The following is a 21,027-nucleotide window of genomic DNA, read 5'->3' on the forward strand; positions in this document are numbered from 1 at the left end:
GAGCCGTCCCACCACACCGCAGCCCCACCTCCCGGCGCACCGTTGCGCCGTGAACCCGCTCGGCTAGGCCCCCTAGTGTTCGTCTGACGCCGGCGATCCGCCGGCGCTTCCGATTGACGCAACAGGCGGGGCGCACGATGACAGCCAAGCAGACCGGGGCGAACGCCCAGGCGACGGCCGACAAGGCCGCCGAGACCTCCGACGCGAAGGGCGCGGACGCCAAGACGGCCGACGCCAAGAGCGCCAAGGCCGAGACGGGGCCGACCGTGACGGCCGCCGACGTCGCGAAGGCGCTCGGCGAGAAGGTGACCGTGCGCGGCGCGAAGGGCCGGCCCGTCGAACGGAAGGCGGGAGCCGACGACGTTCTCGGCTTCCGCGTCCACGACGACGGCAAGGGCGTGACGGCGACGCTGAGCGACGGCCGCAAGGTCGAGGGGACGCTCAGCTGATGCGCCGGCAGCTGCTCACCGCAACCGCACTGATCGGGGCCGGCGTCTTGCTCGCCCCGATCGACGCCGCGCCGATGCATTTCGTCGAGGCCAAGTCCAACGACCAGGCGGCGCAGATCCCCGAGCTCGGCGTGATCGGCGCGGAGGCGATCCGCGAGGCCTTCGAGGGGGATCTCTACGATCTCGGCATGAAGGTGCGCGAGCAGCTGGAGAAGAAGCTCGGCCTCGGCGAGGACGGCTATCTCTACACGCGCGCTCTCTTCGGCGACTTCATCGTGGTCGAGCATGACGGCAAGCTGATGAAGTACGGCTACACGCTGGACGACGACGGGGAGGTCACGTTCGGCGACGGCGAGGAGGTCGTGCAGACCTTCGCGCCCGCCGGCAGCGAGGCGGCCGCCATGGCCGAGGCGGTCAAGCCGGGGGACGTCGCCGGCAACCTCTTCCTGGAGGCGACGGACGCCGACAGCGGCGTCTTCGAGATCCGCGTCATCCGCGCCGGCCTCTCCGGCAACCGCACCTTCTATCCCGACGCCGTGCTGCGCGAGGCCGCGCCGATGTTCGAGGGCGTGCGCGTCTTCGTGAAGTCGGATCAGGAGCACCTCTCCGGCGGCGGCAAGGACGTGCGCAACCTGATCGGCGCGATCTCCAGCCCCCGCTTCGTCGAGGGCGCGAGCGCCGACCAGGGCGAGATCCAGGCGACGCTCAAGCTGATCGAGCCGGACGGCGCGGTCGGCCTCAAACTTCGCGAGGCCTGGAAGCGAGGCATGACCTCGCTCTTCGGCTTCTCGATCGACGTGCTCGGCCGCGGCCGGCCGCGTCGCGACGCCTCCGGTTCGTTCAAGGAGGCGGTGGCCTTCACCAAGATCAACTCGGTCGATCTGATCGTCGAGCCCGGCGCGGCCGGCGCGATCATCGGCTTCAAGGAAGCGCAGAAGGAGACGGTCATGGACCGCAGCGAGATCATTCAGGCCCTCTTGGACGCCGGCCTCATCACCATGAAGGAGGCGGACGGCCTCACGGACGAGCAGCTGAAGGACCGCTTCACGGAGGCCCTCGGCCGTACCGGCGGCGGCTCCGGCGGCCAGCCGCCGAGCAATCCGGCGCCCAACGCCGGCCCCGACGTCGAGAACCGCATCCGCATGGTCGAGGCCCGCCACGCGATGCGTGAGCGCCTTGCCAACTCGACCTTGCCGCAGCCGGCGCGCGATCGCCTGCGCCAGCAGTTCGAGGGCATGGAGAGCTTCACCGAGGCCCAGGTCGACCAGGCGATCCGCGACGAACTCGATTACCTCTCCCACTTCTCCGAGGCCGGCCGCGTCACCGGCGCCGGCGGCGGCCGGATCCAGATGGGCGAGACCCGGTTCGAGAAGGTCGAGCAGATGCTCGACGCCTTCTTTGACCCCTCGCACCGGGACCACCGCCACGCGCGCTCCTTCCGCGAGGCCTACATCAGCATCACCGGCGACACGCGCGTCACCGGCCGCCTGCGCGACTGCGACGAGTCGCTGATGCGCGAGGCGCTCGACAGCCAGAGCTTCGGCGACGTTTTGGGCGACGCGATCACCCGGCGCATGGTCGCGGACTACAACGTGCCGACGCGCTACGACGTCTGGCGGCAGCTGGCGACGGTCACCAGCGTCGGCGACTTCCGGACCCAGGAGCGCACGCGCTTCGGCGGCTACGGCGATATGCCGAAGGTGGCCGAGGGTCAGCCCTACAACGCCCTCAACAGCCCGACCGACGAGAAGGCGACCTACGCGGTGGAGAAGCGCGGCGGCACCGAGAGCGTCACGCTGGAGATGATCAAGAACGACGACGCCGGCGCGATCTCGCGGATCCCGATCAAGCTGAGCCGGGCGGCCAAGCGCACCTGCGGCAAGTTCGTGCTCGATTTCCTCGCGACCAACCCGGTGATCTACGACGGGTTGGCGGTCTTCCACGCGAACCACGGGAACCTGGGTGCGGCCGCGCTCGACAAGACGAGCTACGCGGCGCGGCGCCTGGCGATGCTGAATCAGACGGAGCTCAGCTCCGGCGAGAAGATCGGCATCCCGCCCGCCTTCATGTGGGTGCCGGACAATCTGGAGGAGACCGCGGTCGACCTCTTCCGGCGTAACACTGAGCAGGACAAGACCTTCATCCAGTCGCAGCAGATTCAGATCGTGCCGGTCTGGTACTGGACCGACGCGAACAACTGGTTCCTGACGGTCGACCCGGCCGACATCCCGACCATCGAGATCGCGTTCCTCGACGGGCAGGAGGAGCCGGAGCTCTTCATCCAGGACAGCCCCAACCAGGGCTCGATGTTCAGTCACGACACGCTGAGCTGGAAGCTGCGTCACATCTACGGCGGCAACTGGCTCGACCACCGCGGGGCGGACGGCTCGATCGTCGCCTAAGCAATACCCTGAGAGAGCGGGCTGAGAGGCGGTCGCCGGCGTCGAGGCGGTCGCGGAGCCAGCGGCAGGAAATCCCCCGGACCGGGCGCGGCGCAGCGCGGTCCGGGGGTGCACGACCCACCGACGACATGACCAACCCGGGAGACCCCCATGAAGAAGCTTCTCGCCCCCCTCGCGTTCGCCGGCCTCGCGGCCGCCGCGCTGCTCGTGCCGATCGATCGGGCGCAGGCCGACACGCCCAACCTCGGCGTCGCGACGCCCGGCGTCGTGCTTATGCCGATCCAGCTCTCCGGCCAGGTGGGCGCCAACGTCACCGGCGCCGCGACCTTCCAGCTGCCGTTCAAGGCCAAAATCCTCGGCGTCACGGCTACGGCCCGCGCGTCGGGCGGCACGTCGCCGACGCTCGCGATCGAGGTCCTGGACGACGGGACGACGGTGCTGACGGCGCCGATCGCGGTCACCGCCGGGACCGTCAGCGAAGGCGCGCTCGCCGCGCCCGTTGTGGCGGACGAGAGCGAGATCTCCATCGACCTCGACCTTGGCGGGACGAGCCCGACCTGGGACGACGTGTCGATCCTGATCACCCTGGTCCGGCTCTGAGCCAGACCTGAGACGGAGCGCGGCCGCGCCATGCTGAGCGACTTCCAAGCCATCGTCGACGATCTGGTCCGCGACGAGTCCGCCGAGATCACGGCGGACAGTCGCGAGCGGGCGATCGCTTTGGCCGTCACGCGCTACAGCACGGACCGGCCGCGCGCCGCGATCGAGGAGGTGACGGCCGTCGCCGGCGAGATGCAGGATCTGCCGCCCGGCTGGGACGCGCAGTTCAGCGCGATCGCCGAGGTCAAGCGGACGGGCGGCGACAAGATCCCGGCGGCGGTCGAGCTGACGCTCGGCGGCGAGAAGATCCGCCTGGGCTGGTCCGTCACCGCCGGCGAGGAGCTTCAGATCCTCTACACCCAGCTCCATGTAGTGAGCGAGGTAGAGGACACCGTGCCCTTCAAGGACCGCGAGGCGGTCTGCTGCTGGGCGGCGTCCCTGCTGCTCGAGCAGTTGGCGAGCCTTTACGCCGGTCACCAGCAATCGACGCTGGACGCCGACGCGGTCAATTTCGGGACCAAGGCCGGCGACTATGCGCGCCGCGCGCAGCGCATGCGCCAGACCTATCTCGACCATCTGGGGATCGATCCGAAGCGCAACGTCGCCGCCGGCGTCGTCGTGGATCTCGACCAGGCGGCGAGCGACGGCAAGCGCCGCCTCTTCAAGACGGGGGTTCTGCGATGAGCGCGGCCCCGGCTTTCGAGATCCACAGCGACCTGTCGCCGACCGCGGAGATGGCGAAGGCCTTCGAGGCCGCGCCGGACATCTTCTCCGAGGAGGTCATGGCGGCCGTCTGGCAGGCGGAGCTCCTGACCTTGCGGGAGGTCAAAGAGCTGACGCCGGTCGGCGTCGGCGGCGGCGGCGGCCTGCGCGGATCCTTCTTCGCGGCCGATCCGGAAAAGACGGCGGACGGAGTTCTGGGCATGGTCGCCTCGCCGCTGGCCTACGCCGTCCCGGTCGAGCTGGGATCGAAGCCCCACTTCCCGCCGCTCGACCCGCTGATCGATTGGGTCAGCGCCAAGTTCGGCGTCGGCGGCGCCGAGGCGAAGTCGATCGCCTACGCGGTCGCCCTCAAGATCGCCGCGAAGGGCACCAAGGGCGCCTTCATGATGAAGGGCGCGCTTGAGAAGGCCGAGCCGCAGTTCCCCGGCATCTTCGCCGGCGTTCCCGATCGCGTCTTCGAGCGCTTGGCGGCTCAGGGGGGCGGACGATGACGGCGCTGGCGGACATTCGCGCCGGCGTTCTCGCCTTCGTCAATGCGACGCCTGGCGTCGGCGTGACGCACGGCTATCAGCGCTACGCGCACAAGGTCTCGGACTTCAAGTCGCTCTACGCCCAGGGTGAGAAGGTGCTCGGCTTCTTCATCACCCGCACCGGCTGGAGCTGCGAGGAACACGACAGCGCGACCAACCGGATCGTCAACCGCTGGACGATCCGCGGCTTCATGGCGCTGGAGGACGAAGCCGAGAGCGAGGTCCTGTTCGACCAGGCGCTCGAGGCGATGCGCCAGCAGTTCAACACCGACGAGACGCTGGGCGGCGTCGTCGACACGACGATCGTCGACGGGCGCGCGGGCCTGCAGCTGGAGAGCCAGGAGCCGGTGATGTTCGCCGGGATCCTGTGCCACCAGGCGCGCCTCACGCTATCGACCGTGCACTTCGAGGACGTCGGCGCCACCGACGCGATCGACGACTTCCTCCAGGGCGGCGTCGCCTACGACCTGGCGCAGCCCGACGGCGTCAATGAAGCCGAAGACCTCATCGAACCGGAGCAGTGAGAGCGATGACGAAGGAACACCTGAAGCCCCGCGAGGGCGTCAAGGTCCGCAGCGAGGACGGCTCGCGCTGGATCGATCCGAACGGCGAGGCGCTGCCGCTGACCCGTTACTACCGCCTGCGGGTGAAAGACGGCGATCTGGTGAAGACCACGCCGGCCGCCATCGCCAAGGCGGCCAAGCGTTCGACCGAGAAGGAGGGCTGAGACCATGGACGCCATCAGCTTCGACGGCATCCCCGCGACGGCCACGCTGCCGTTCATGTATGTCGAGTTCGACGCGAGCGCGGCCGACCTCGGCCCCTCGCTCATGCCCTTCCGGATCCTGACGATCGGGCAGCGGCTCGCCGCCGGGACCAAGCCGGCCGGTCAGGTCGATCGCGTCACGCGCGCCGAGCAGGCCGTCAACTACTACGGCCAGGGCTCCATGCTGGCGCACATGGTCGAGCGGCTGCTGGACAACAACCAGGTGACCGAGCTGCACGCGCTGGCGCTAGACGACGCCGAAGCCGGCGTCAAGGCGACCTGGTCGATCACGGTCGGCGGCACGGTGAGCGCCGGCACGATCGAGCTTCTGATCGGCGGCCGACGCGTGCGCGTCGGCGTTGCGACCGGCGACACGCTGGCGGAGATCGCAACCGCGATCGCGGCCGCTATCGAGGCCGTGCCGGATCTGGCGGTCAACGCCGCCGTCGACGGCGCGACCGACACCCAGGTGAACGTGACGGCGAAGCACAAGGGCGAGGCGCCGAGCGCGCTGGACATCCGGCACAGCTACTACGCCGGCCAGGCGCTGCCCGACGGGCTGACGTTGACGATCGCGCAGACGCAGGCCGGGTCCGGCAATCCGGACGTGACGGGTCTGTTCGACGTCCTCGGCGACACCCACTACAACGTCATCGCCTTCCCCTACACCGACGCCGCCAACCTGACCGTCCTGGAGGCGGAGCTCGCGGATCGGTTCGGCCCGCTGGAGATGATCGACGGCGTCGCCTTCATCGCGAAGACGGGCACGCACTCCGAGCTGATCACCTTCGGCGACGGCCGCAACAGCCCGCACGTCTCGGTGATGGACGCCCACAAGAGCCCGACGCCCACCTGGGAGTGGGCGGCGGCGATCGCCGGCGTCGCGGCCTACTACGGCAACATCGACCCCGGCCGGCCGCTGCAGACGCTGGTGCTGCAGGGCGTCCTGCCCGAGGCCGAGGCGGACCGCTTCACCAAATTCCCGGAGCGGAACCTGCTCGTGCTCGACGGCGTCTCGACCCACTACGTCGACGCCGGCGGCCTGGTGCGCATCGAGTATCTGCGCACGATGTACCAGGAGAACGCGCTGGGGGCGGAGGACCGCGCCTACATGGACGTGGAGACGCTGCTGACGCTCTCCTACCTGCGCTACGACTTCCGGACCTACATCTCCAAGAAGTACCCGCGCCACAAGCTGGGCGACGACGGCAAGAACTACGGCGCCGGTCAGAAGATCATGACGCCGAAGCTCGGCCGCGCCGAGGCGATCGCCCGCTTCCAGGTCTGGGAGCAGCTGGCGCTGGTCGAGGATGTCGAGCAGTTCAAGCGCGACCTCATCGTCACGCGCGACGCGCAGAACGTGAACCGCCTCAACTGGCGCCTGCCGCCGAACGTCATCAACCAGTTCCGCCAGGGCGCGGTGCAGATCCAGTTCCGGCGCTGAGCCGGCCGGATCGCGAGCCTAAGGGAGTAGAGACATGCGCAAGGCCGGCAAGATCTTCTTCAAGATCGGCGGGACCCAGTACGCCGCGAAGGGGAACTTCACCTACAATCTGGGCCGCCCCAAGCGGAACCCGATCACGGGCGAGGACGAGGTGCACGGCTTCTCCGAGACGCCGCAGCCCGCCCGCATCGAGGGTGAGATCACCGACGGGGCGGACCTGGACCTCAAGGCCTTCGTCGAGATCGAGGACGAGACCGTCACGCTGGAGCTCAACAACGGCAAGACCGTGATGCTGCGCGACGCCTGGTACGCCGCCGACGGCGACGCCCAGACCCAGGAGGGCAACATCCAGGTCCTCTTCCACGCCCCCGCCGGAGAGGAGGTCTGATCCATGGCCGACAAGACCCAAGCGCCCAAGGGCCTGCGCACCGTGAAGCTGACGCATCCGATCCCCGTTAACGGCGAGGACGTCACCGAGCTCAACTTCTCGGAGCTCGACCTCGGCGTCCTCGAGGACATCGACATTGTGATCGAGGGGCTCGGCGACGATGACGGCGGAACCAAGGTCCGGATCGACCTGGGCCACATCCCGCGTCTCGTCTCCAACATGGCGAACATCCCCTACGCCAGCGCGAAGAAGATCAAGTTCGTCGACGCCGCGAAGATCATGCAGGAGGTGATGGGTTTTTTGGGAGGGTTCCTCCCAACTGGCGACAAATGATGGAGGAGGTCGCCTTCACCTATCACTGGCCGCCGAGCGAGCTGCGAAAGCTCACGGTGCGCGAGCTGATCAACTGGCATGACGGCGCGCGGCGCATCAACCGCCAGCTCCACCCCGGCCCGCAGAGCTGATCGGCGGGCCGGACCGCATCGAGGCAGGACGCGATGGCCGAGTACAATCTCAAGCTCATCTTCCAGGCGGTCGACAAGGTCACCGGCCCGGCCCGCCGCATGGGCCAGGCCGTCAATCGGTTCGCCAGGGACACCGGTCTCGATCGCGTCGCCGCGAGCGCGAAGAAGCTCGGCGCGAACTTCGGGAACCTGGTCAAGCAGGCGGGGGCGTTCGCGCTGAAGGGCGGCGTCGCCGCCGGCGCGCTGTTCGCGATGGTGACCGGCAGCGCGGCCGCGGCGGATCAGCTGGCCAAGACGTCGGACAAGCTGGGAATCGGCGTCGAGGAGCTGCAGGAGTATCGGCACGCGGCCGACCTGGCGGGGATCAGCCAAGAGACCTTCGACATGGCGCTGCAGCGCTTCACCCGGCGCACGGCCGAAGCGGCGGCCGGAACCGGCGTCGCCAAGGACGCGCTGGCCGCGCTGGGGATCCGGCTGAAGGACAGCGAAGGGAACATGCGGCCGACGGGCGCCCTCCTCGAGGAGGTCGCCGACAAGATGACGTCGATCGAGGATCCGGCGAAGCGCGTACGCCTGGCCTTCACGTTGTTCGACGCCGAGGGCGTCTCGATGGTCAACATGCTGCGAAACGGCAGCGACGCCATCCAGGGCGCGCGTGAGGAGGCGCGCAAGCTCGGCCTCATCACCGAGGAGCAGGCGCGCGCGGCCGAGGCCTTCACCGACAACTGGACCCGCCTGAAGAAGGTGGTGAGCGTCACCGGCCATGCGATCGCCGGAGAGCTGATGCCGCATTTCAGTGCGATGCTGACGACGGTGAAAGACCTCGCGATCGAGGCGAAGCCCGAGATCATGGAGAGTCTGCGTACAGGCATCGAGCGCGCGGCCGAGGTGCTGCCCGGGCTGCTGGGCGGGCTTTGGTCGCTGGCGAAGGTGATGGGTTCGGTTATCGCCACGCTCGCGGGCCTGATCGACACCACGATCGGGTGGGAGGGCGCCGCGATCGCGCTCGCCGTCATTTTGGGCGGAAAGGTGATTGTGGCGGCGGTCCTGACCGGCAAGGCCTTCTTCGACCTCGGCAAGGACATCGCGCACGCTGGGAAAAAGATGGCGGGGATGGCCGCTACGCATCTTCCCAAGTTGTGGGCGGGCCTGATGAAGATGCTGCCTATGCTCGGATCTGCGATCGCGGCGACCTGGGCCTGGACGGCGGCGCTGCTGGCCAACCCGCTTACCTGGATGGTCGCCGGCGTCATCGCCGGGGCCGCCGCGATCGGGGCGGCCGCCTATGTGATCTACGACAACTGGGAGAAGATCGAGAGCTTCTTCAGGGATCTCTGGGAGGGCGTCAAGGCGGCCTTCGAGGAGGGCTTCGTCCAGGGCGTCGTGCAGATCCTGAAGAGCTTCAATCCGGCCTCGCTTCTGGCGAGCGCGGTCGACGGCCTGGTGCAGTATCTGTTCGGCGTCGATCTGGCCAAGATCGGTGCGGAGTGGATGGCCGGTTTCGGGCAAGGTCTGAGCGCGCAGTGGGACAGCATCGTGAACTGGCTCGAGGGCGCGATCGATGCGCTTGTCGCCTGGATGCCCAGCTGGGTGAAGGACCGCCTCGGGATCTCCGGCGCGTCCGGATCCTCAAGCGCGTCGAGCTTCACGCCCGCCGCGCCGAGCGCGCTGGCGCCGGGCGGTGCGGGCGCCGCACGGAACAGGGGCGAGATCTCGGTGCGGTTTGAGAACGCGCCGGCCAACATGCGCGTCGAGCGCGTCAAGAGCGACAGTCCGGATCTCGACCTCGGCGTCGAGACCGGCCTCGCCATGGGCCAGTCGTGAGGTCCGCGCGATGAGCTGGCGAGACAACCTTCAGCCCGCGAGCTTCCGAGGCGCGCCCTTCAAGGTGGCCGGCCACAGCAGCGAGATGGGCGGTCAGCGCGCGGCCGTACACGAGACGCCAGGCCGCGACGGCGCCTATGTCGAGGGGTTGGGCGCCAAGCCGCACGACTTCACGATCGACGCCTTCGTGCTCGGCGACGATTACATGGCCGCGCGCGATCGCGTCATCGAAGCCTGCAATGAGCCGGGCGACGGCTTGCTGGTGCACCCGTACCTCGGCGAGCTGACGGTCGTCTGCAATGGCTGCCGGGTGAGCGAGAGCACCGGCGAAGGCCGGATGGCCCGGCTTTCCCTCAGCTTCATCCAGCAGGGCGCGAAGCGCTATCCGCGGGAGCGTGCGGACACCGCGGCGGCCGTCGGGAAGGCGGCTGACGCGGCCGACGCCGCGAGCGCGGACAGCTTCGCCGACGGCTACACCGTCGCCGGCGAGCCCGGCTATGTCGAGGCGGACGCCGTCGAGGCGACCGGCGACTTCGCCGACGTCGTTCAGACGGAATCGGCCGGATCCGCCTTGTCGTTCGAGACGGCCGAGCTGGCGCTCTCCCTCGCGGAAGGGGCGGTCGACCTGGTGCGCAACCCGCCGGACCTGGCGGCGAATGTTCGATCCTTCCTCGGCGGCGTGGGCAACGAGATCCTGAACCGGCTTGGCGTGACGGCCGTCACGGGCCTGTTCGACCGCGTGACGGCGCTCGTTGATCGCGGGTCCTCGACGGCCAGCTCGGCCTCGACGGCGTTGCAGGGCGCGCCCGGGCGCTCACGCCTGGCGGCCAACCGGGCGGCCTTCGCCGGCCTCGTCCGACGCCAGGCGGCGATCGAGCTGGCGCGCCAGGCGCCGCGCGCCCAGCTCAAGACGGCCGACGAAGCGGTGCAGCTGCGCGATGCGATCGGCGAGCGTCTCGATCGCGAGATGGAGGCCGCGGACGACGAGACCTTTCGGGCGTTGGCGGGCCTGCGCAGCGCCACGGTGAAGCACCTGAACGCCGTCGCGCCGAGCCTGGCGCGCACGGCCCGCGCGCCAGTACGGATCACCACGCCCAGCCTGGTTCTCGCCTACCGCCTCCACGGCGACGCCGGGCGCGAGGGCGAGCTGGTCGAGCGCAACCGGATCCGCCATCCCGGTTTCGTGCCCGGCGGCGAGACGCTGGAGGTGCTGATCGATGGCTGAGGTCGAGCTCTGGGTCGACGGCCGGATCCACGCCGGCTGGAAGGAGATGACCGTCACCCGCGCGATCGACGCCGGCGCCGGATCCTTCCGGTTGGTGCTGAGCGACCGGTGGGGCGGCGACGTCGCCCGCGCCGAGGCGATTCCGGAAGGGGCCGCCTGCATCGTGATGCTCGACGGGCTGCGCGTCATCACCGGCTGGATCGACGCGGTCGAGCCGGGCGGCGACGCCTCCACCCACGAGATCCTGATCGACGGCCGCGACCGCACCGGGGACCTGGTTGATTGCTCCGCCGCCGTGACGGGACCGACCGAATGGTACGACCTGACGGTCCTCGACCTGGCGCAGGTTCTGGCCGAGCCCTTCGGCGTGACGGTGACGGCGCCGCCCGAGCTCATTGGCCGCCCCTTCGCCAAATTCAAAATCGAGGTGGGCGAGAGCCCCTTCGAGGCGATCGAGCGCGCCTGCCGGATGCGCGCCCTGCTGCCGGCGAGCGACGCCTACGGCAACCTGACGCTGGGCCGTGCGCCCAACGGGACGGCCGTCGGCGCGCTGGTCTATGGGGAGAACATCCTGAGCTGGTCGGCCCCGCGAAGCGCCAAGGACCGCTTCAGCCAGATCATCGTCAAGGGCCAGCAGCCGGGCGCCGACTATCTGCCGACCGACCAGATCGCCGCGGTCGAGGGGCGCGCCGGCGACCCCGGCGTCGGTCGCTATCGGCCGAAGGTCATCATCGCCGAGGAGGCCAGCGACACGGCCGCCGCGACCGAGCGCGCCGGCTGGGAGGTAAGCGTGCGGGCGGCCCGCGGCCGCCAGTTCCGGTGCGAGGTTCAAGGCTGGCGTCAAGCGCCGGGCGAGCCGCTGTGGCGACCGGGCCTGCTGACGCGGGTTCACCACCCGCAGGCGGGCCTTGATGAGGCGCACATGGTCGTGACGCGGTGCGTCTACAACAAGGGATCGCGCGGCTCGACCACGGGCCTGGAGCTTTCGCCGCCGGGCGCCTATGACCTGCGCGCCGAGCCGGAGACGCCGCCGGCGGAGAGCTGGCTATGACGAAGCTCAGCCGACAACTAGCCCGCCTGCTGGAGCCGCTGCGCCGGCGCATCGCGCTGCTGTTCGGCCGCGGCGTCATCACGATGGTCGACGACCAAGGCGGTATCCAGCGCGTTCAAATCCAGGCGCTCGCCGGCGAGACGCTGGATCGGGTGGAGCGCTTCCAGGAGTATGGCCTCACCTCGCGGCCGCTGTCGGGCGCCATGGCGGTCTTCGCCTCGATCGCGGGCGTTCGGTCGCATTCGATCGTGCTGGGCGTCGAGGACCGGCGCTACCGCCTGAAGGGCATGACGGGCGGCGAGGTCGCGCTCTATGACGATCAGGGTCAGGTGGTCTATCTGACGCGCGACGGGATCCGCGTCGAGGGCCTTAACCTGCTGCTGGCGACCGAGGGCGTGCTCCGCCTCGAGGGCGACGTGGTCGAGATCCATGCGGCGACCCGCCTGCAGACCGACGTCGCCGGCCGCGGCGAGGCGAAGACCCATCAGGGCGGGACGGCCTGGCTCGACGAGAGCTGGGAGACGGGCGCGAGCGTGACGGCCGAGACCAACGCCGTGCAGCCGCCGGGGTTGGACAGCCAGCATCCGGAGAGGGCCGGCTGATGGACGTGCTGCTCGACTTCAACGAGGAGGCGATGACGGCCGATGTCCTGCTGGACGGTCCGGACCTCTCGACCGACGAGGGGCTCAAGACGGCGATCGTCGTCAGCCTCTTCACCGACCGGCGGGCGCCCGCGTCCTTCCAATTGCCGGCGGGCGACGACGACCCTAGAGGCTTCTGGGGCGATGTCGCGCCGGCGAACGACGTCGAAGGCGACGAGACCGGCTCGCACCTCTGGCTGCTCGGCCGCGAGAAGGAGACGGAGGAGACGCGCACCCGCGCTGTCGCCTACTGCCGCACCGCCTTGGCTTGGATTGTTGAGGACGGCGTCGCCGAACGCGTCGACGTCGAGGGCGAATGGGTCGGCCGCGGCCGGCTGGGCCTGAAGATCACCGTCCATCGGCCGGCGACGACGCCGGCGGCCTACAGCTTCGCCTGGGACACTGCCGGGGAGACCGCCTGATATGCCGTTCGAGCGCCCGACCCTCACTCAGCTGATCGAGCAGACGCAGAACGACGTCGACGGCCGCCTGCCGGGCGCGGCCGCGCGCCTGCGCCGGTCGGTCCTGGGCGTGCTGGCGCGCGTCTGGGCCGGCGGGCTGCACGGCCTTTACGGCTTCCTCGCCTGGATCGTCCGCCAGTGGTTCCCGGACACGGCGGAGGCCGAGAACCTGGACCGCTGGGCCGGCAGCTTCGGCCTGGCGCGCAAGGCGGCCTGGAAGGCCTCCGGCGCCGTCACCTTCACGGGCGAGGACGGCGCGGCGATTCCGCTGGGCGCGATCCTGCAGCGGCCGGACGGGGTGCGCTATCGCACCACCGCCGCGGCCGCCATCGCCGGCGGGACCGCCAGCGCGGCCGTCACGGCCGAGAAGGGCGGCGCGGCCGGCAACGCGGACGCGGGCCTCAAGCTGGCGCTCACCTCCCCGATCGTGGGTGTGCAGGGCGAGGCGACGATCGCGGCCGGCGGCCTGACCCAAGGCTCCGACGTCGAGAGCGACGATCGGCTGCGCGAGCGCGTGCTGCTGGAGATGCGCGCGCCCGCCCATGGCGGCCGCCGCCTCGACTACATCCGCTGGGCGCTGCGCAAGGAGGATCACGGGATTGAGGTCACCCGCGTCTGGGTGAACCCGCATGAGATGGGCTTCGGCACGCTGACCGTCCGGATCATGATGGACGACGCCTATGCCGACGGGATCCCGCAGCCGGCCGATCTCACGGCCGTCGCCGCCTATATCGACGAGGTTCGGCCGGTGACGGTGAAGGAGCTCTACGTCGTCGCCCCGATCGCGGCGCCCATCGCCTTCGAGATCTCCGGCCTCAACCCCAACACCGCGGCCGTGAAGGCGGCGATCGAGACCGCACTCAAGGATCTGATCCGGCGCGAGAGCGAGCCCGGCGGCACGATCCTGGTGAGCCATATCCGCGAGGCGATCTCGCTCGCCGCCGGCGAGACCGACCACGCCCTGGTGGCGCCGGCGGCCGACGTCGTCGCCGGGGCCGGCGAGATCCCGACCTTCGGGTCGGTCACCTGGAGCTGAGGAGGCTGACGGGCATGCGCGACCTCGCCGAAAGCTACCTCCGCCAGCTGCAGGCCCTGCTGCCGCCGGGTCTGGCTTGGCCGCGCGAGGAGGAGGCGGGTCTGACCCGGCTGCTGCGCGCGCCGGCGGACGGCCTGGCGCGCGTGCACGGCCGGGCGGAGGCGCTGCTGCGCCAGGCGGATCCGCGTCAGGCGACGGAGCTGCTGTCCGATTGGGAGCGCGTGCTGGGCCTGCCCGACGACTGCACCCCGGCCGACGCCACCTTCGAGCAGCGCCGGCGCGCCGCCCACGCGAAGCTGACCGGCCGCGGCGGGCAGAGCCGGGCCTTCTTCATCGACCAGGCGACGCGTCTCGGCTTCCCGATCACGATCGACGAGTTCACGCCCTTCACCTGCGAGAGCGAGTCCGACAAGGCGATCTTCGACGCCGACTGGCGCTTCGTCTGGCGCGTCAACGCCCCGGACACCGTCGTCTTTGACTTCACCTGCGAGACGCCTTGCGACGAACCGCTGCGCGCCTGGGGCGATGAGATCCTGGAGTGCGAGATCCGCCGCAGGAAGCCCGCCCACACCCTTGTGATCTTCGCCTACGGAGGAGAGTGATATGTTCCGCATCGACACCTCGACCGCGTCCGATACGCTGCCGGCGCCGTCGGCGGCCGGCACGCCTGGCTATTTCCGACCGGGCGACAAGCAACAAGGCGTGATCCCGACGCATCTGGACCATGATTGGTTCAACACAGTGCAGGAGGAGCTGGTCGCCGTCGTCCTCGACGCGGGCCTCTCCCTCGACAAGACGGACCGGGCGCAGCTGCTGGCGGCGATCAACGCCAAGCTGGGCGCCATCGCCCTTGGCGGCCTGACGGACGTCACGATCACCGCGCCGGCCGACGGCGACGTGCTCACCTATTCGGGCGGCGGTTGGGTCAACCAGGCCAATATCTCCGTCGCTGCGCTGCGCAAGGAGCTCAAGATCAACGGCCTGCTGGACAGCCTGGCGGGCGGCGGGTCTATCCGCGTACTGAACGGTGTCGCGGATCCGCTGGTCGATCTCTCGCGCATCGATACGGGCGCCTCGAGCGGCTACACGCACAGCGCCGGCGGCGGCTATCTGACGACCGAGACCGAGACCACGACCGATCAATCCAACGATCTTGCGGATTGGAACGGGGCGACCAGCGCAACCTATTTCACCTTCGACGCCGGGTCGCGCGCGATCGTCGGCCAGACCCTTGGCAACAACGCGCGCGCTTCGATCCGCCGAAACGATGTGATCTCCGGCGACTTCGCAATCGAGTGGCGTCATGGCAAGAGCGCCAATAACGCGATCACTGGCGTCTATCTCGCCAGCGGCGATGCGGACTTCGATCCTGGCAACGGCGCGAACGCCTATGGAGCCGACATCTTCTCAAACAACGTCGTAACGAGCACGAGCGCCTGGGGCGTGCTTCTGACCGCCGGCGATAGCTACATGGCGATGGGCGAGGATGGCGACGATGCGAGTGCGCTCGCCGCCGGCGCGCCGCTCACCGACGTCTGGCGGCTTGAACGGACTGGGTCGACGTTCCGCGCCTACCGCAACGGGCTGGTGTTTCACACCTTCGCCGTTGAATCAGCCGCCGACGTTCGGTTGATGGTCAACACCAACGGCGACGGCGCCGGTTCGCGTTGGGATTACATCGACCTTATTCAGACCGGCGCGCCGCAGACGCTCTCGGCCGTGACGTTGCCGATGGAAGCGACGGGCGAGCCCGCCGGCGGGTTGGCGGCGATGCTGGTCGAGCCTCTGGAAGCGGTGGTCTATGGGACCGACTTTCTTGTCGATCTCAGCCTCGACGACGGCGCGACTTGGGAGGCGGCCAGCGTCGCGAAGCTCTACACCGATCTCGACGGCTTGGACGTGGTCCTGGCCGAGTTGCCCGCCTTCGCAGGTTCCGGCGATCAAACGCTGCGCGCCCGCTATCGCACGGCGAGCGCGAAGGCGCTGCGCCTTCATGGCCACCGCTTCGACGCTGAAGTCTAAGGGAGACGATCATGAACCGCATTCTTCAGGGCCTTCTCGCCGGGCCAGACCCGATCGGCAACGCCCCCACGATCCAGTTGGCCCGCGAGGTCGCGATCGAGCTTATCGAACGACGGGCCGACGCCGTCGCCGACGCGATCACCGAGCAGCTCTCGGCCCGCAAGCTGGCCGAGTACGACCGCGCCGCCAAGCAGGCCGAGGCGCTGCTGGCCGAGGCCGATCCGGACAACCCGGCCGGAACCTACGGCGCCCTATCGGCCGACGTCGCCGCCGGCACGATCGACCCGCGCGACGGACAGCCCGTCGCGACGCTCAAACAGGCCGCGGAGGTGATCATGCTGACGCGCGCCCCGTGGGAGGCCGCCCTCGACGCCCAGCGCCAGGCGCGCCTGACCGCCAAGAACGCCGTCCGCGCGGCCGCCTCGGCCGAGGAGGTCGAGCAGATCCTCGCGGGCATCACCTGGCCGGCGGTGTAATGAGGGGCGGCGTGAGTGGGCTAGGTGCTCAATCCGCTGGCTTTGTCCGGCGAGGCGATAAAGCCGAACCCATGGCTTCGCAGCACGTTCTCCGCGTCGGGGTGAGCGGGGGCGACGACAATGATACGCCTATACTGATGAATGCTCTCGGTCGTCCGGTAGAGCTGAAGCTGGCGCATAAGCTCCCCAACGGAGCTGATCTCGCTCTTCACCTCGAAACCGACCTGGAGGGTCTCCTCCCAGCGAGTCCATTCAGCGGTTTCTTCCAACAACTCGAACGATTGGCCGTAGCCGTTGGGCGCGTTCTTCGCAGCGAATCGTCGATGGTGCACCCGGACCAGTTTTGCATCGGCGTTGAAGGAGGCGGCGAGATCGAGGAAGCCCACGACTTGCTTCCGCCCGCCGTATCCCGTGCTCTGGAGGGGCTGCTCCCAAACGTTTTTGACCCAGCTGTGCCTGCGTATGGGAGGCTCGCCCTCTTCAGGTTTCAAGGTGCGTGCGCCGCGCGCCGGTGCAGGATGAGCCCGCCGCGCCTCTTCGCACAAATACTGATATCCGGGCCGGTCCGGTTTGATCGCCTCGCCATCGACTTCGACGACATCGTCAACATAGTGGTCGAATGCACTTCTGAACCGCGGCGAGATCACGTGAGCTTCCGTGAAGGCAGGATCCCTCAACTTCGCGTCGAGCCAATGCATGATCTCATCGTGCCTGGGCTTTCGAAGGTCTTCGTCGTTGTAGATCAGCTTCAGCTGGTAATTGCGGTCATTTGGCTGACTCACGTCGACCTCCAATCGATTGAACCCTGCCCCTACGATGGAGCGGGGGCCGGGGCGTTGGAGCGCCCCAAACCGAGGGGTGGAGGCCCCTCACTTAGGCCGGGCGCGCTAACGCCCGGCGGTCGCCCCGCACGGTGACGCCACCGCGGGGAGAGTGTGAAAGTGCAACCTGATGGAGTCGACTCAAATCGACGGCGAGGCCGTCTCTCCCGTCCGCCCTCTCGCCGCTTGGGTGGGCGGAAAGCGCAACCTGGCGAAGCGCCTGACCGCGATGATCGACGCGGCCGAGGGCGTGCAGCTCTACGCCGAGCCCTTTGTCGGCATGGGTGGGATCTTCCTGCGCCGGCGCCGGCGGCCGAAGGTGGAGGTGATCAACGACCTCAACCGCGACGTCGCCAACCTGTTCCGGATCGTCCAGCGGCACTACCAGCCCTTCGTCGAGATGATCCGCTGGAAGCTTGCGACCCGCGCCGACTTCGACCGGCTGGTGCGGACCGACCCTGAGACATTGACCGACCTGGAGCGGGCGGCCCGCTTCCTCTACCTCGCCCGCACCAGCCTATGGCGGCCGCGTGGCGACGCCCCGATTCGGAACTTCGATGACCAGCCCGGCGCGCTTCGACGTCTCCAAGGTGATCCCGATGCTTGAGGACGTGCACGCCCGCCTGGCCTCGGTGACGGTGGAGTGCCTGCCCTACCAGACCTTCATCGAACGCTACGACCGGCCCTACACGCTCTTCTACCTCGACCCGCCCTATTGGGCGTGCGAGGGCGACTACGGGCCGGGCCTGTTCGAGCGAGCCGATTTCGAGCGTCTGGAGAGCCTTCTGAGAGGCCTCTCAGGGCGCTTCATCATGTCTCTGAACGATGTCCCAGAGGTGCGCGAGATCTTCGGGGCGTTCCGGATCGAGGAGGCCGGCACGACCTACTCGGTTCACAAGGGGCCGCAGAAGAAGGCCGCCGAGCTGATCATCCAGGGGCCGTGAACGGCGCTGTTCACACAGCGCCGCCTTTTTGACAGTGACGGGCGCGGCGGCCGCGCGATAGGCTTCACGAACTGAAGACAACGGAGGGGCGAGCGATGGGCGAGCCGTCAGACCTGAGAAAGTTCCGCGAGCGCCAGCAGGCCGACGGTGAAGAGATCCTGGAGTGGATCCCTGGCTGGATTGGGAAGTTGATGGGGCAAGGTGACGATCGGCAGCGCAATGGCGTGCTGATTGTCACCGATCGCCGCGTCGTGTTTTATCTAAAGGGTCTGATGACCGAGGTGATCGAGGCGATCGACCTGACGAAGGTGTCATCGGTCGAGCACCACAGCACGCTCACGCACAATAGGCTCCGAATCTACACATCAGGCGACGATCTCGACTTCAAGTGCAGCGACAAGGAAAAGGCGAAGCGTATTCGCGACCTTATTGAGGAGCGCCGCGGCGGCTCATCGACCGCCGCGAGCAAGCCCGCCGGCGAGTCGATCGCCAGCCAACTGGAGCGGCTCGCCGCCCTCAAGGAGAAGGGCATTCTGACGGACGAGGAGTTCGCCGCACAGAAAGCGAAGCTGCTCGGCTAATTTCCGGGCGGCGCTGCTTTCTGTTCTGCTGCAGATTCAAATGTCAGCGAGTGCAGAATCAAATGGCGCGCTACATGAGCGGCGGACCGTGCGGGGGCCCCCCCCCCCCCCCCCCCCCCGATAGACCGCGAATCCAACGTCCCCATTCATGACGAAGGTCTTCCACGAGCGTTTGGCAGTCGAGCGCCAAGAGGTGAAAAATAGACAATCCGACAACTGATGATTTGCGTGTATTTTTTATTTTATTCGCCCAGAGGTGCTTTGTCTTTCTCTCGCGCGGTACTCAAGTGCGGCCTTCCAAGAAATTTTACTCAAATCAAGCAATCCCCCTCATCTGAGGGGCGTCGGGCCGCGTAAGCGCCAATAAATGCTTTCGCTGTGAGTGTCAGTTCTAAGGCCGAACCGGCTCCCCTCGCCGCCGATCGGGCGCACCCGTCGCCGGCGAGAGCGCCCCAACGAATGAGGGAGACCCCGACGTGCTAATCCTCGTCGACCGAGCCGTTTCGGCGGAGCTGTCGCGCTACTTCACGCCTGACAGGTTCCAGACGCTCCTCGACACGACCGAGGAAACCCTGTCCAATCTGATCGAAGAGCTCGCCCTCTTGGAGCCGGGGACCAGCGAGTACCGGCGCGTGCGGCATGATCTGCGGCCCATGACCCAGCAGTTCGGCCTGGTTGCGCTGTGGGCCGCCTTCGAGCGCCTGGAGCCGGAGTTCGCCCTCTTGGAGCGGCGCGTCCAAGCCGCCCGCAGCCTCAAGATCCTGCTCAAAGAAAGTCTTTCTCAGCTGCGCGCCGGCTTCCCCGCCCAGGCGAACGCTCCGGCGTCCGCGCCAACCGCAGAGGTTCGCAGCCATGCCTGAGCGTGCTCATGCGGGGACCGTTGTTCCGCCTTCCTACCTGGCCGCGCGCGACGCGATGATCCGCGCGTTCGAGCCCGGAGGGAGTCCGGAAGGGGCCTTTGTCCAGATGAGCGCCGTCCTGGGCCGGTTGGCGCCGGGCGCTTTGTCGCTTGCCGCCGCAATCCAGGGTGAGGCGGTGATGGGCCGACCCGCGCCGCATGCCTGGATCCGCAGCATGGACCGGATCGTGGAGCGCGCCGTCGCCGCTCCAAGCCTCCGGGCGTCGGCGTCGGCGATGAGCCGCGAGCTGGACGACGTGCGCACGGCGCTGCAAAGCGCGTGCGACGGGTTCGAGGGGCTCCACGACGATTTGCAGGAAATCCGCACCGGCCTAGAGGCGACCGGCGAGACGTATCGCGAGCTCGAGGAGGCGATGGATCGCTATCTCGGTGGGGATGGCGATGCGTTCCTGGCCTGGGCGGAGGCGTATCTCGAGATGAAGCTCCTCGATGCGCCGCGCTCGCAGCACAGCCAGCGACGGAAGGAGATGCTGAGCCGCCTGCGTTCGTAGCTGCGACCCATAGGTCGGGATGCGTGACTTTGCGGAGAAATGACCGATTCGGTCACATCCCGTTAACCATTTCGCGGAAATATTTACCCGCTTGATTGTGCGGCGCACAACACAACACTGAGAGGGGCCAACCTAATGAACAGCCTGAAGAAAGTACGAGTGACTACGCGGACCTTCGGCGGGTTCGCGGTCGTGCTCGCCCTGCTCCTGATCGCCGGCGGCATGGGGATCGTCGGCATGATGCAGGGCGGCGGGTTATTCTCTGAATACCGTCAGCTGGCGCGGGAATCGAACGTCAGCGCCAATTTCGCGGCCGGCATGATGGATGCGCGCATGGCGGTGAAGAACTACGTCATCTCGAAGTCTCCCGAAACGATCGAGGCGGTGCGCGCCGCCGAGAAGGCGCTGATCGCGGATATCGCCGCGAAGCGCGAGCTGTTCGACGATCCTGAGAAGCTGGCGCTGATCGACGAGGTCGAAGCGAAGGTGAAGGACTACGAGGCGGCCTTCGAGGCGGCGGTCGGCCACCACGCCCGGCGCGACGAACTGGTCAAAGGCACGCTCGACGTCATCGGGCCGGATCTGCGCAAGACGCTGACCGAGATCATGGAGAGCGCCTACGCCGACAACGACGCCCGCGCGGCCTTCGATGCGGGCCAGGTGCAGGAGCGCTTCCTGCTGGGTCGGCTCTACGCGTCGAAGTTCCTCGTCAGCAACGAGCAGGCGGACTTCGATCGCGCGATGGAAGAGTTCGCCAACGTGGAGCGCC

General features: G+C 68.3%; 27 protein-coding genes. 26 read left to right on the plus strand and 1 reads right to left on the minus strand.

Annotated features, from left to right (window positions below; all coding sequences use genetic code 11):
* The first annotated feature begins 137 nt into the window (after nucleotides 1-137).
* From RIB45_RS17870 to RIB45_RS17965, 20 genes are all read left to right on the plus strand, one after another.
* Complete coding sequence (locus tag RIB45_RS17870; protein WP_350051947.1) at nucleotides 138-449, plus strand: hypothetical protein; 312 nt, start codon at nucleotides 138-140, stop codon at nucleotides 447-449.
* Nucleotides 449-2,851: a phage major capsid protein gene (locus RIB45_RS17875; protein WP_350051948.1), complete on the plus strand. Its 2,403-nt coding sequence runs from the start codon at nucleotides 449-451 to the stop codon at nucleotides 2,849-2,851. The genes RIB45_RS17870 and RIB45_RS17875 overlap by 1 nt, the downstream gene beginning before the upstream one ends.
* Nucleotides 2,852-3,001: 150 nt before the next feature.
* Nucleotides 3,002-3,451 (plus strand): hypothetical protein, encoded by a 450-nt coding sequence (locus RIB45_RS17880; protein ID WP_350051949.1) that lies wholly within the window; start codon nucleotides 3,002-3,004, stop codon nucleotides 3,449-3,451.
* 30 nt (nucleotides 3,452-3,481) lie between these two features.
* Nucleotides 3,482-4,135: a hypothetical protein gene (locus tag RIB45_RS17885; RefSeq protein WP_350051950.1), complete on the plus strand. Its 654-nt coding sequence runs from the start codon at nucleotides 3,482-3,484 to the stop codon at nucleotides 4,133-4,135.
* On the plus strand, nucleotides 4,132-4,665 hold the full coding sequence (locus RIB45_RS17890) for a hypothetical protein (RefSeq protein WP_350051951.1): 534 nt from the start codon (nucleotides 4,132-4,134) through the stop codon (nucleotides 4,663-4,665). Before RIB45_RS17885 ends, RIB45_RS17890 begins: the two co-directional genes overlap by 4 nt.
* On the plus strand, nucleotides 4,662-5,228 hold the full coding sequence (locus RIB45_RS17895) for a hypothetical protein (protein ID WP_350051952.1): 567 nt from the start codon (nucleotides 4,662-4,664) through the stop codon (nucleotides 5,226-5,228). The genes RIB45_RS17890 and RIB45_RS17895 overlap by 4 nt, the downstream gene beginning before the upstream one ends.
* A 5-nt stretch (nucleotides 5,229-5,233) precedes the next feature.
* Nucleotides 5,234-5,431, plus strand: coding sequence for a DUF2635 domain-containing protein (locus tag RIB45_RS17900; RefSeq protein ID WP_350051953.1), 198 nt, complete (start codon nucleotides 5,234-5,236; stop codon nucleotides 5,429-5,431).
* 4 nt (nucleotides 5,432-5,435) lie between these two features.
* Entirely contained in the window at nucleotides 5,436-6,914 is a 1,479-nt protein-coding gene (locus RIB45_RS17905) for a phage tail sheath subtilisin-like domain-containing protein (RefSeq protein ID WP_350051954.1), read from the plus strand.
* A 34-nt stretch (nucleotides 6,915-6,948) separates the two neighbouring features.
* Nucleotides 6,949-7,302: a phage tail tube protein gene (locus RIB45_RS17910; RefSeq protein WP_350051955.1), complete on the plus strand. Its 354-nt coding sequence runs from the start codon at nucleotides 6,949-6,951 to the stop codon at nucleotides 7,300-7,302.
* A 3-nt stretch (nucleotides 7,303-7,305) separates the two neighbouring features.
* Nucleotides 7,306-7,635 carry a phage tail assembly protein gene (locus tag RIB45_RS17915; protein WP_350051957.1) on the plus strand — a complete coding sequence of 110 codons (330 nt, stop codon included), beginning with the start codon at nucleotides 7,306-7,308 and terminating at the stop codon, nucleotides 7,633-7,635.
* Nucleotides 7,635-7,766, plus strand: coding sequence for a GpE family phage tail protein (locus RIB45_RS17920; RefSeq protein ID WP_350051958.1), 132 nt, complete (start codon nucleotides 7,635-7,637; stop codon nucleotides 7,764-7,766). Before RIB45_RS17915 ends, RIB45_RS17920 begins: the two co-directional genes overlap by 1 nt.
* 33 nt (nucleotides 7,767-7,799) lie before the next feature.
* Entirely contained in the window at nucleotides 7,800-9,590 is a 1,791-nt protein-coding gene (locus RIB45_RS17925; protein ID WP_350051959.1) for a phage tail tape measure protein, read from the plus strand.
* A 10-nt stretch (nucleotides 9,591-9,600) separates the two neighbouring features.
* A complete protein-coding gene (locus tag RIB45_RS17930; protein WP_350051960.1) occupies nucleotides 9,601-10,815 on the plus strand; it encodes a DNA circularization protein in 1,215 nt (404 codons plus the stop codon).
* A complete protein-coding gene (locus RIB45_RS17935) occupies nucleotides 10,808-11,866 on the plus strand; it encodes a phage baseplate assembly protein (RefSeq protein ID WP_350051961.1) in 1,059 nt (352 codons plus the stop codon). The genes RIB45_RS17930 and RIB45_RS17935 overlap by 8 nt, the downstream gene beginning before the upstream one ends.
* The gene (locus tag RIB45_RS17940) at nucleotides 11,863-12,468 is read left to right on the plus strand and encodes a phage baseplate assembly protein V (RefSeq protein ID WP_350051962.1); all 606 of its coding nucleotides are present in this window, start codon (nucleotides 11,863-11,865) and stop codon (nucleotides 12,466-12,468) included. Before RIB45_RS17935 ends, RIB45_RS17940 begins: the two co-directional genes overlap by 4 nt.
* A complete protein-coding gene (locus RIB45_RS17945) occupies nucleotides 12,468-12,929 on the plus strand; it encodes a phage GP46 family protein (RefSeq protein WP_350051963.1) in 462 nt (153 codons plus the stop codon). The genes RIB45_RS17940 and RIB45_RS17945 overlap by 1 nt, the downstream gene beginning before the upstream one ends.
* Before the next feature lies 1 nt (nucleotide 12,930).
* Complete coding sequence (locus tag RIB45_RS17950) at nucleotides 12,931-14,004, plus strand: baseplate J/gp47 family protein (protein WP_350051964.1); 1,074 nt, start codon at nucleotides 12,931-12,933, stop codon at nucleotides 14,002-14,004.
* Nucleotides 14,005-14,018: 14 nt separating this feature from the next.
* Entirely contained in the window at nucleotides 14,019-14,606 is a 588-nt protein-coding gene (locus tag RIB45_RS17955) for a YmfQ family protein (RefSeq protein ID WP_350051966.1), read from the plus strand.
* A gap of 1 nt (nucleotide 14,607) precedes the next feature.
* On the plus strand, nucleotides 14,608-16,026 hold the full coding sequence (locus RIB45_RS17960) for a hypothetical protein (protein WP_350051967.1): 1,419 nt from the start codon (nucleotides 14,608-14,610) through the stop codon (nucleotides 16,024-16,026).
* Nucleotides 16,027-16,037: 11 nt separating this feature from the next.
* On the plus strand, nucleotides 16,038-16,502 hold the full coding sequence (locus RIB45_RS17965) for a hypothetical protein (RefSeq protein WP_350051968.1): 465 nt from the start codon (nucleotides 16,038-16,040) through the stop codon (nucleotides 16,500-16,502).
* A 20-nt stretch (nucleotides 16,503-16,522) separates the two neighbouring features.
* On the opposite strand, the gene RIB45_RS17970 is transcribed toward RIB45_RS17965, so the two are convergent.
* Entirely contained in the window at nucleotides 16,523-17,296 is a 774-nt protein-coding gene (locus tag RIB45_RS17970) for a hypothetical protein (protein WP_350051969.1), read from the minus strand.
* Between the two features lie 157 nt (nucleotides 17,297-17,453).
* Between RIB45_RS17970 and RIB45_RS17975 the strand changes: the two genes are divergently transcribed.
* The 6 genes from RIB45_RS17975 to RIB45_RS18000 all read left to right on the plus strand — a co-directional run.
* On the plus strand, nucleotides 17,454-17,930 hold the full coding sequence (locus tag RIB45_RS17975; protein ID WP_350051970.1) for a DNA adenine methylase: 477 nt from the start codon (nucleotides 17,454-17,456) through the stop codon (nucleotides 17,928-17,930).
* Nucleotides 17,881-18,267, plus strand: coding sequence for a DNA adenine methylase (locus RIB45_RS17980; protein WP_350051971.1), 387 nt, complete (start codon nucleotides 17,881-17,883; stop codon nucleotides 18,265-18,267). The genes RIB45_RS17975 and RIB45_RS17980 overlap by 50 nt, the downstream gene beginning before the upstream one ends.
* Before the next feature lie 95 nt (nucleotides 18,268-18,362).
* A complete protein-coding gene (locus RIB45_RS17985; RefSeq protein ID WP_350051972.1) occupies nucleotides 18,363-18,848 on the plus strand; it encodes a PH domain-containing protein in 486 nt (161 codons plus the stop codon).
* A gap of 476 nt (nucleotides 18,849-19,324) precedes the next feature.
* Entirely contained in the window at nucleotides 19,325-19,708 is a 384-nt protein-coding gene (locus tag RIB45_RS17990) for a hypothetical protein (protein WP_350051974.1), read from the plus strand.
* Nucleotides 19,709-19,814: 106 nt separating this feature from the next.
* The gene (locus RIB45_RS17995; RefSeq protein ID WP_350051975.1) at nucleotides 19,815-20,258 is read left to right on the plus strand and encodes a hypothetical protein; all 444 of its coding nucleotides are present in this window, start codon (nucleotides 19,815-19,817) and stop codon (nucleotides 20,256-20,258) included.
* A 159-nt stretch (nucleotides 20,259-20,417) separates the two neighbouring features.
* The coding region (locus RIB45_RS18000) for a hypothetical protein (protein WP_350051977.1) at nucleotides 20,418-21,027 on the plus strand (610 nt) is incomplete at its 3' end.

The organism is Marivibrio sp., assembly GCF_040218065.1.
Classification (GTDB): domain Bacteria; phylum Pseudomonadota; class Alphaproteobacteria; order UBA8366; family Aestuariispiraceae; genus Marivibrio.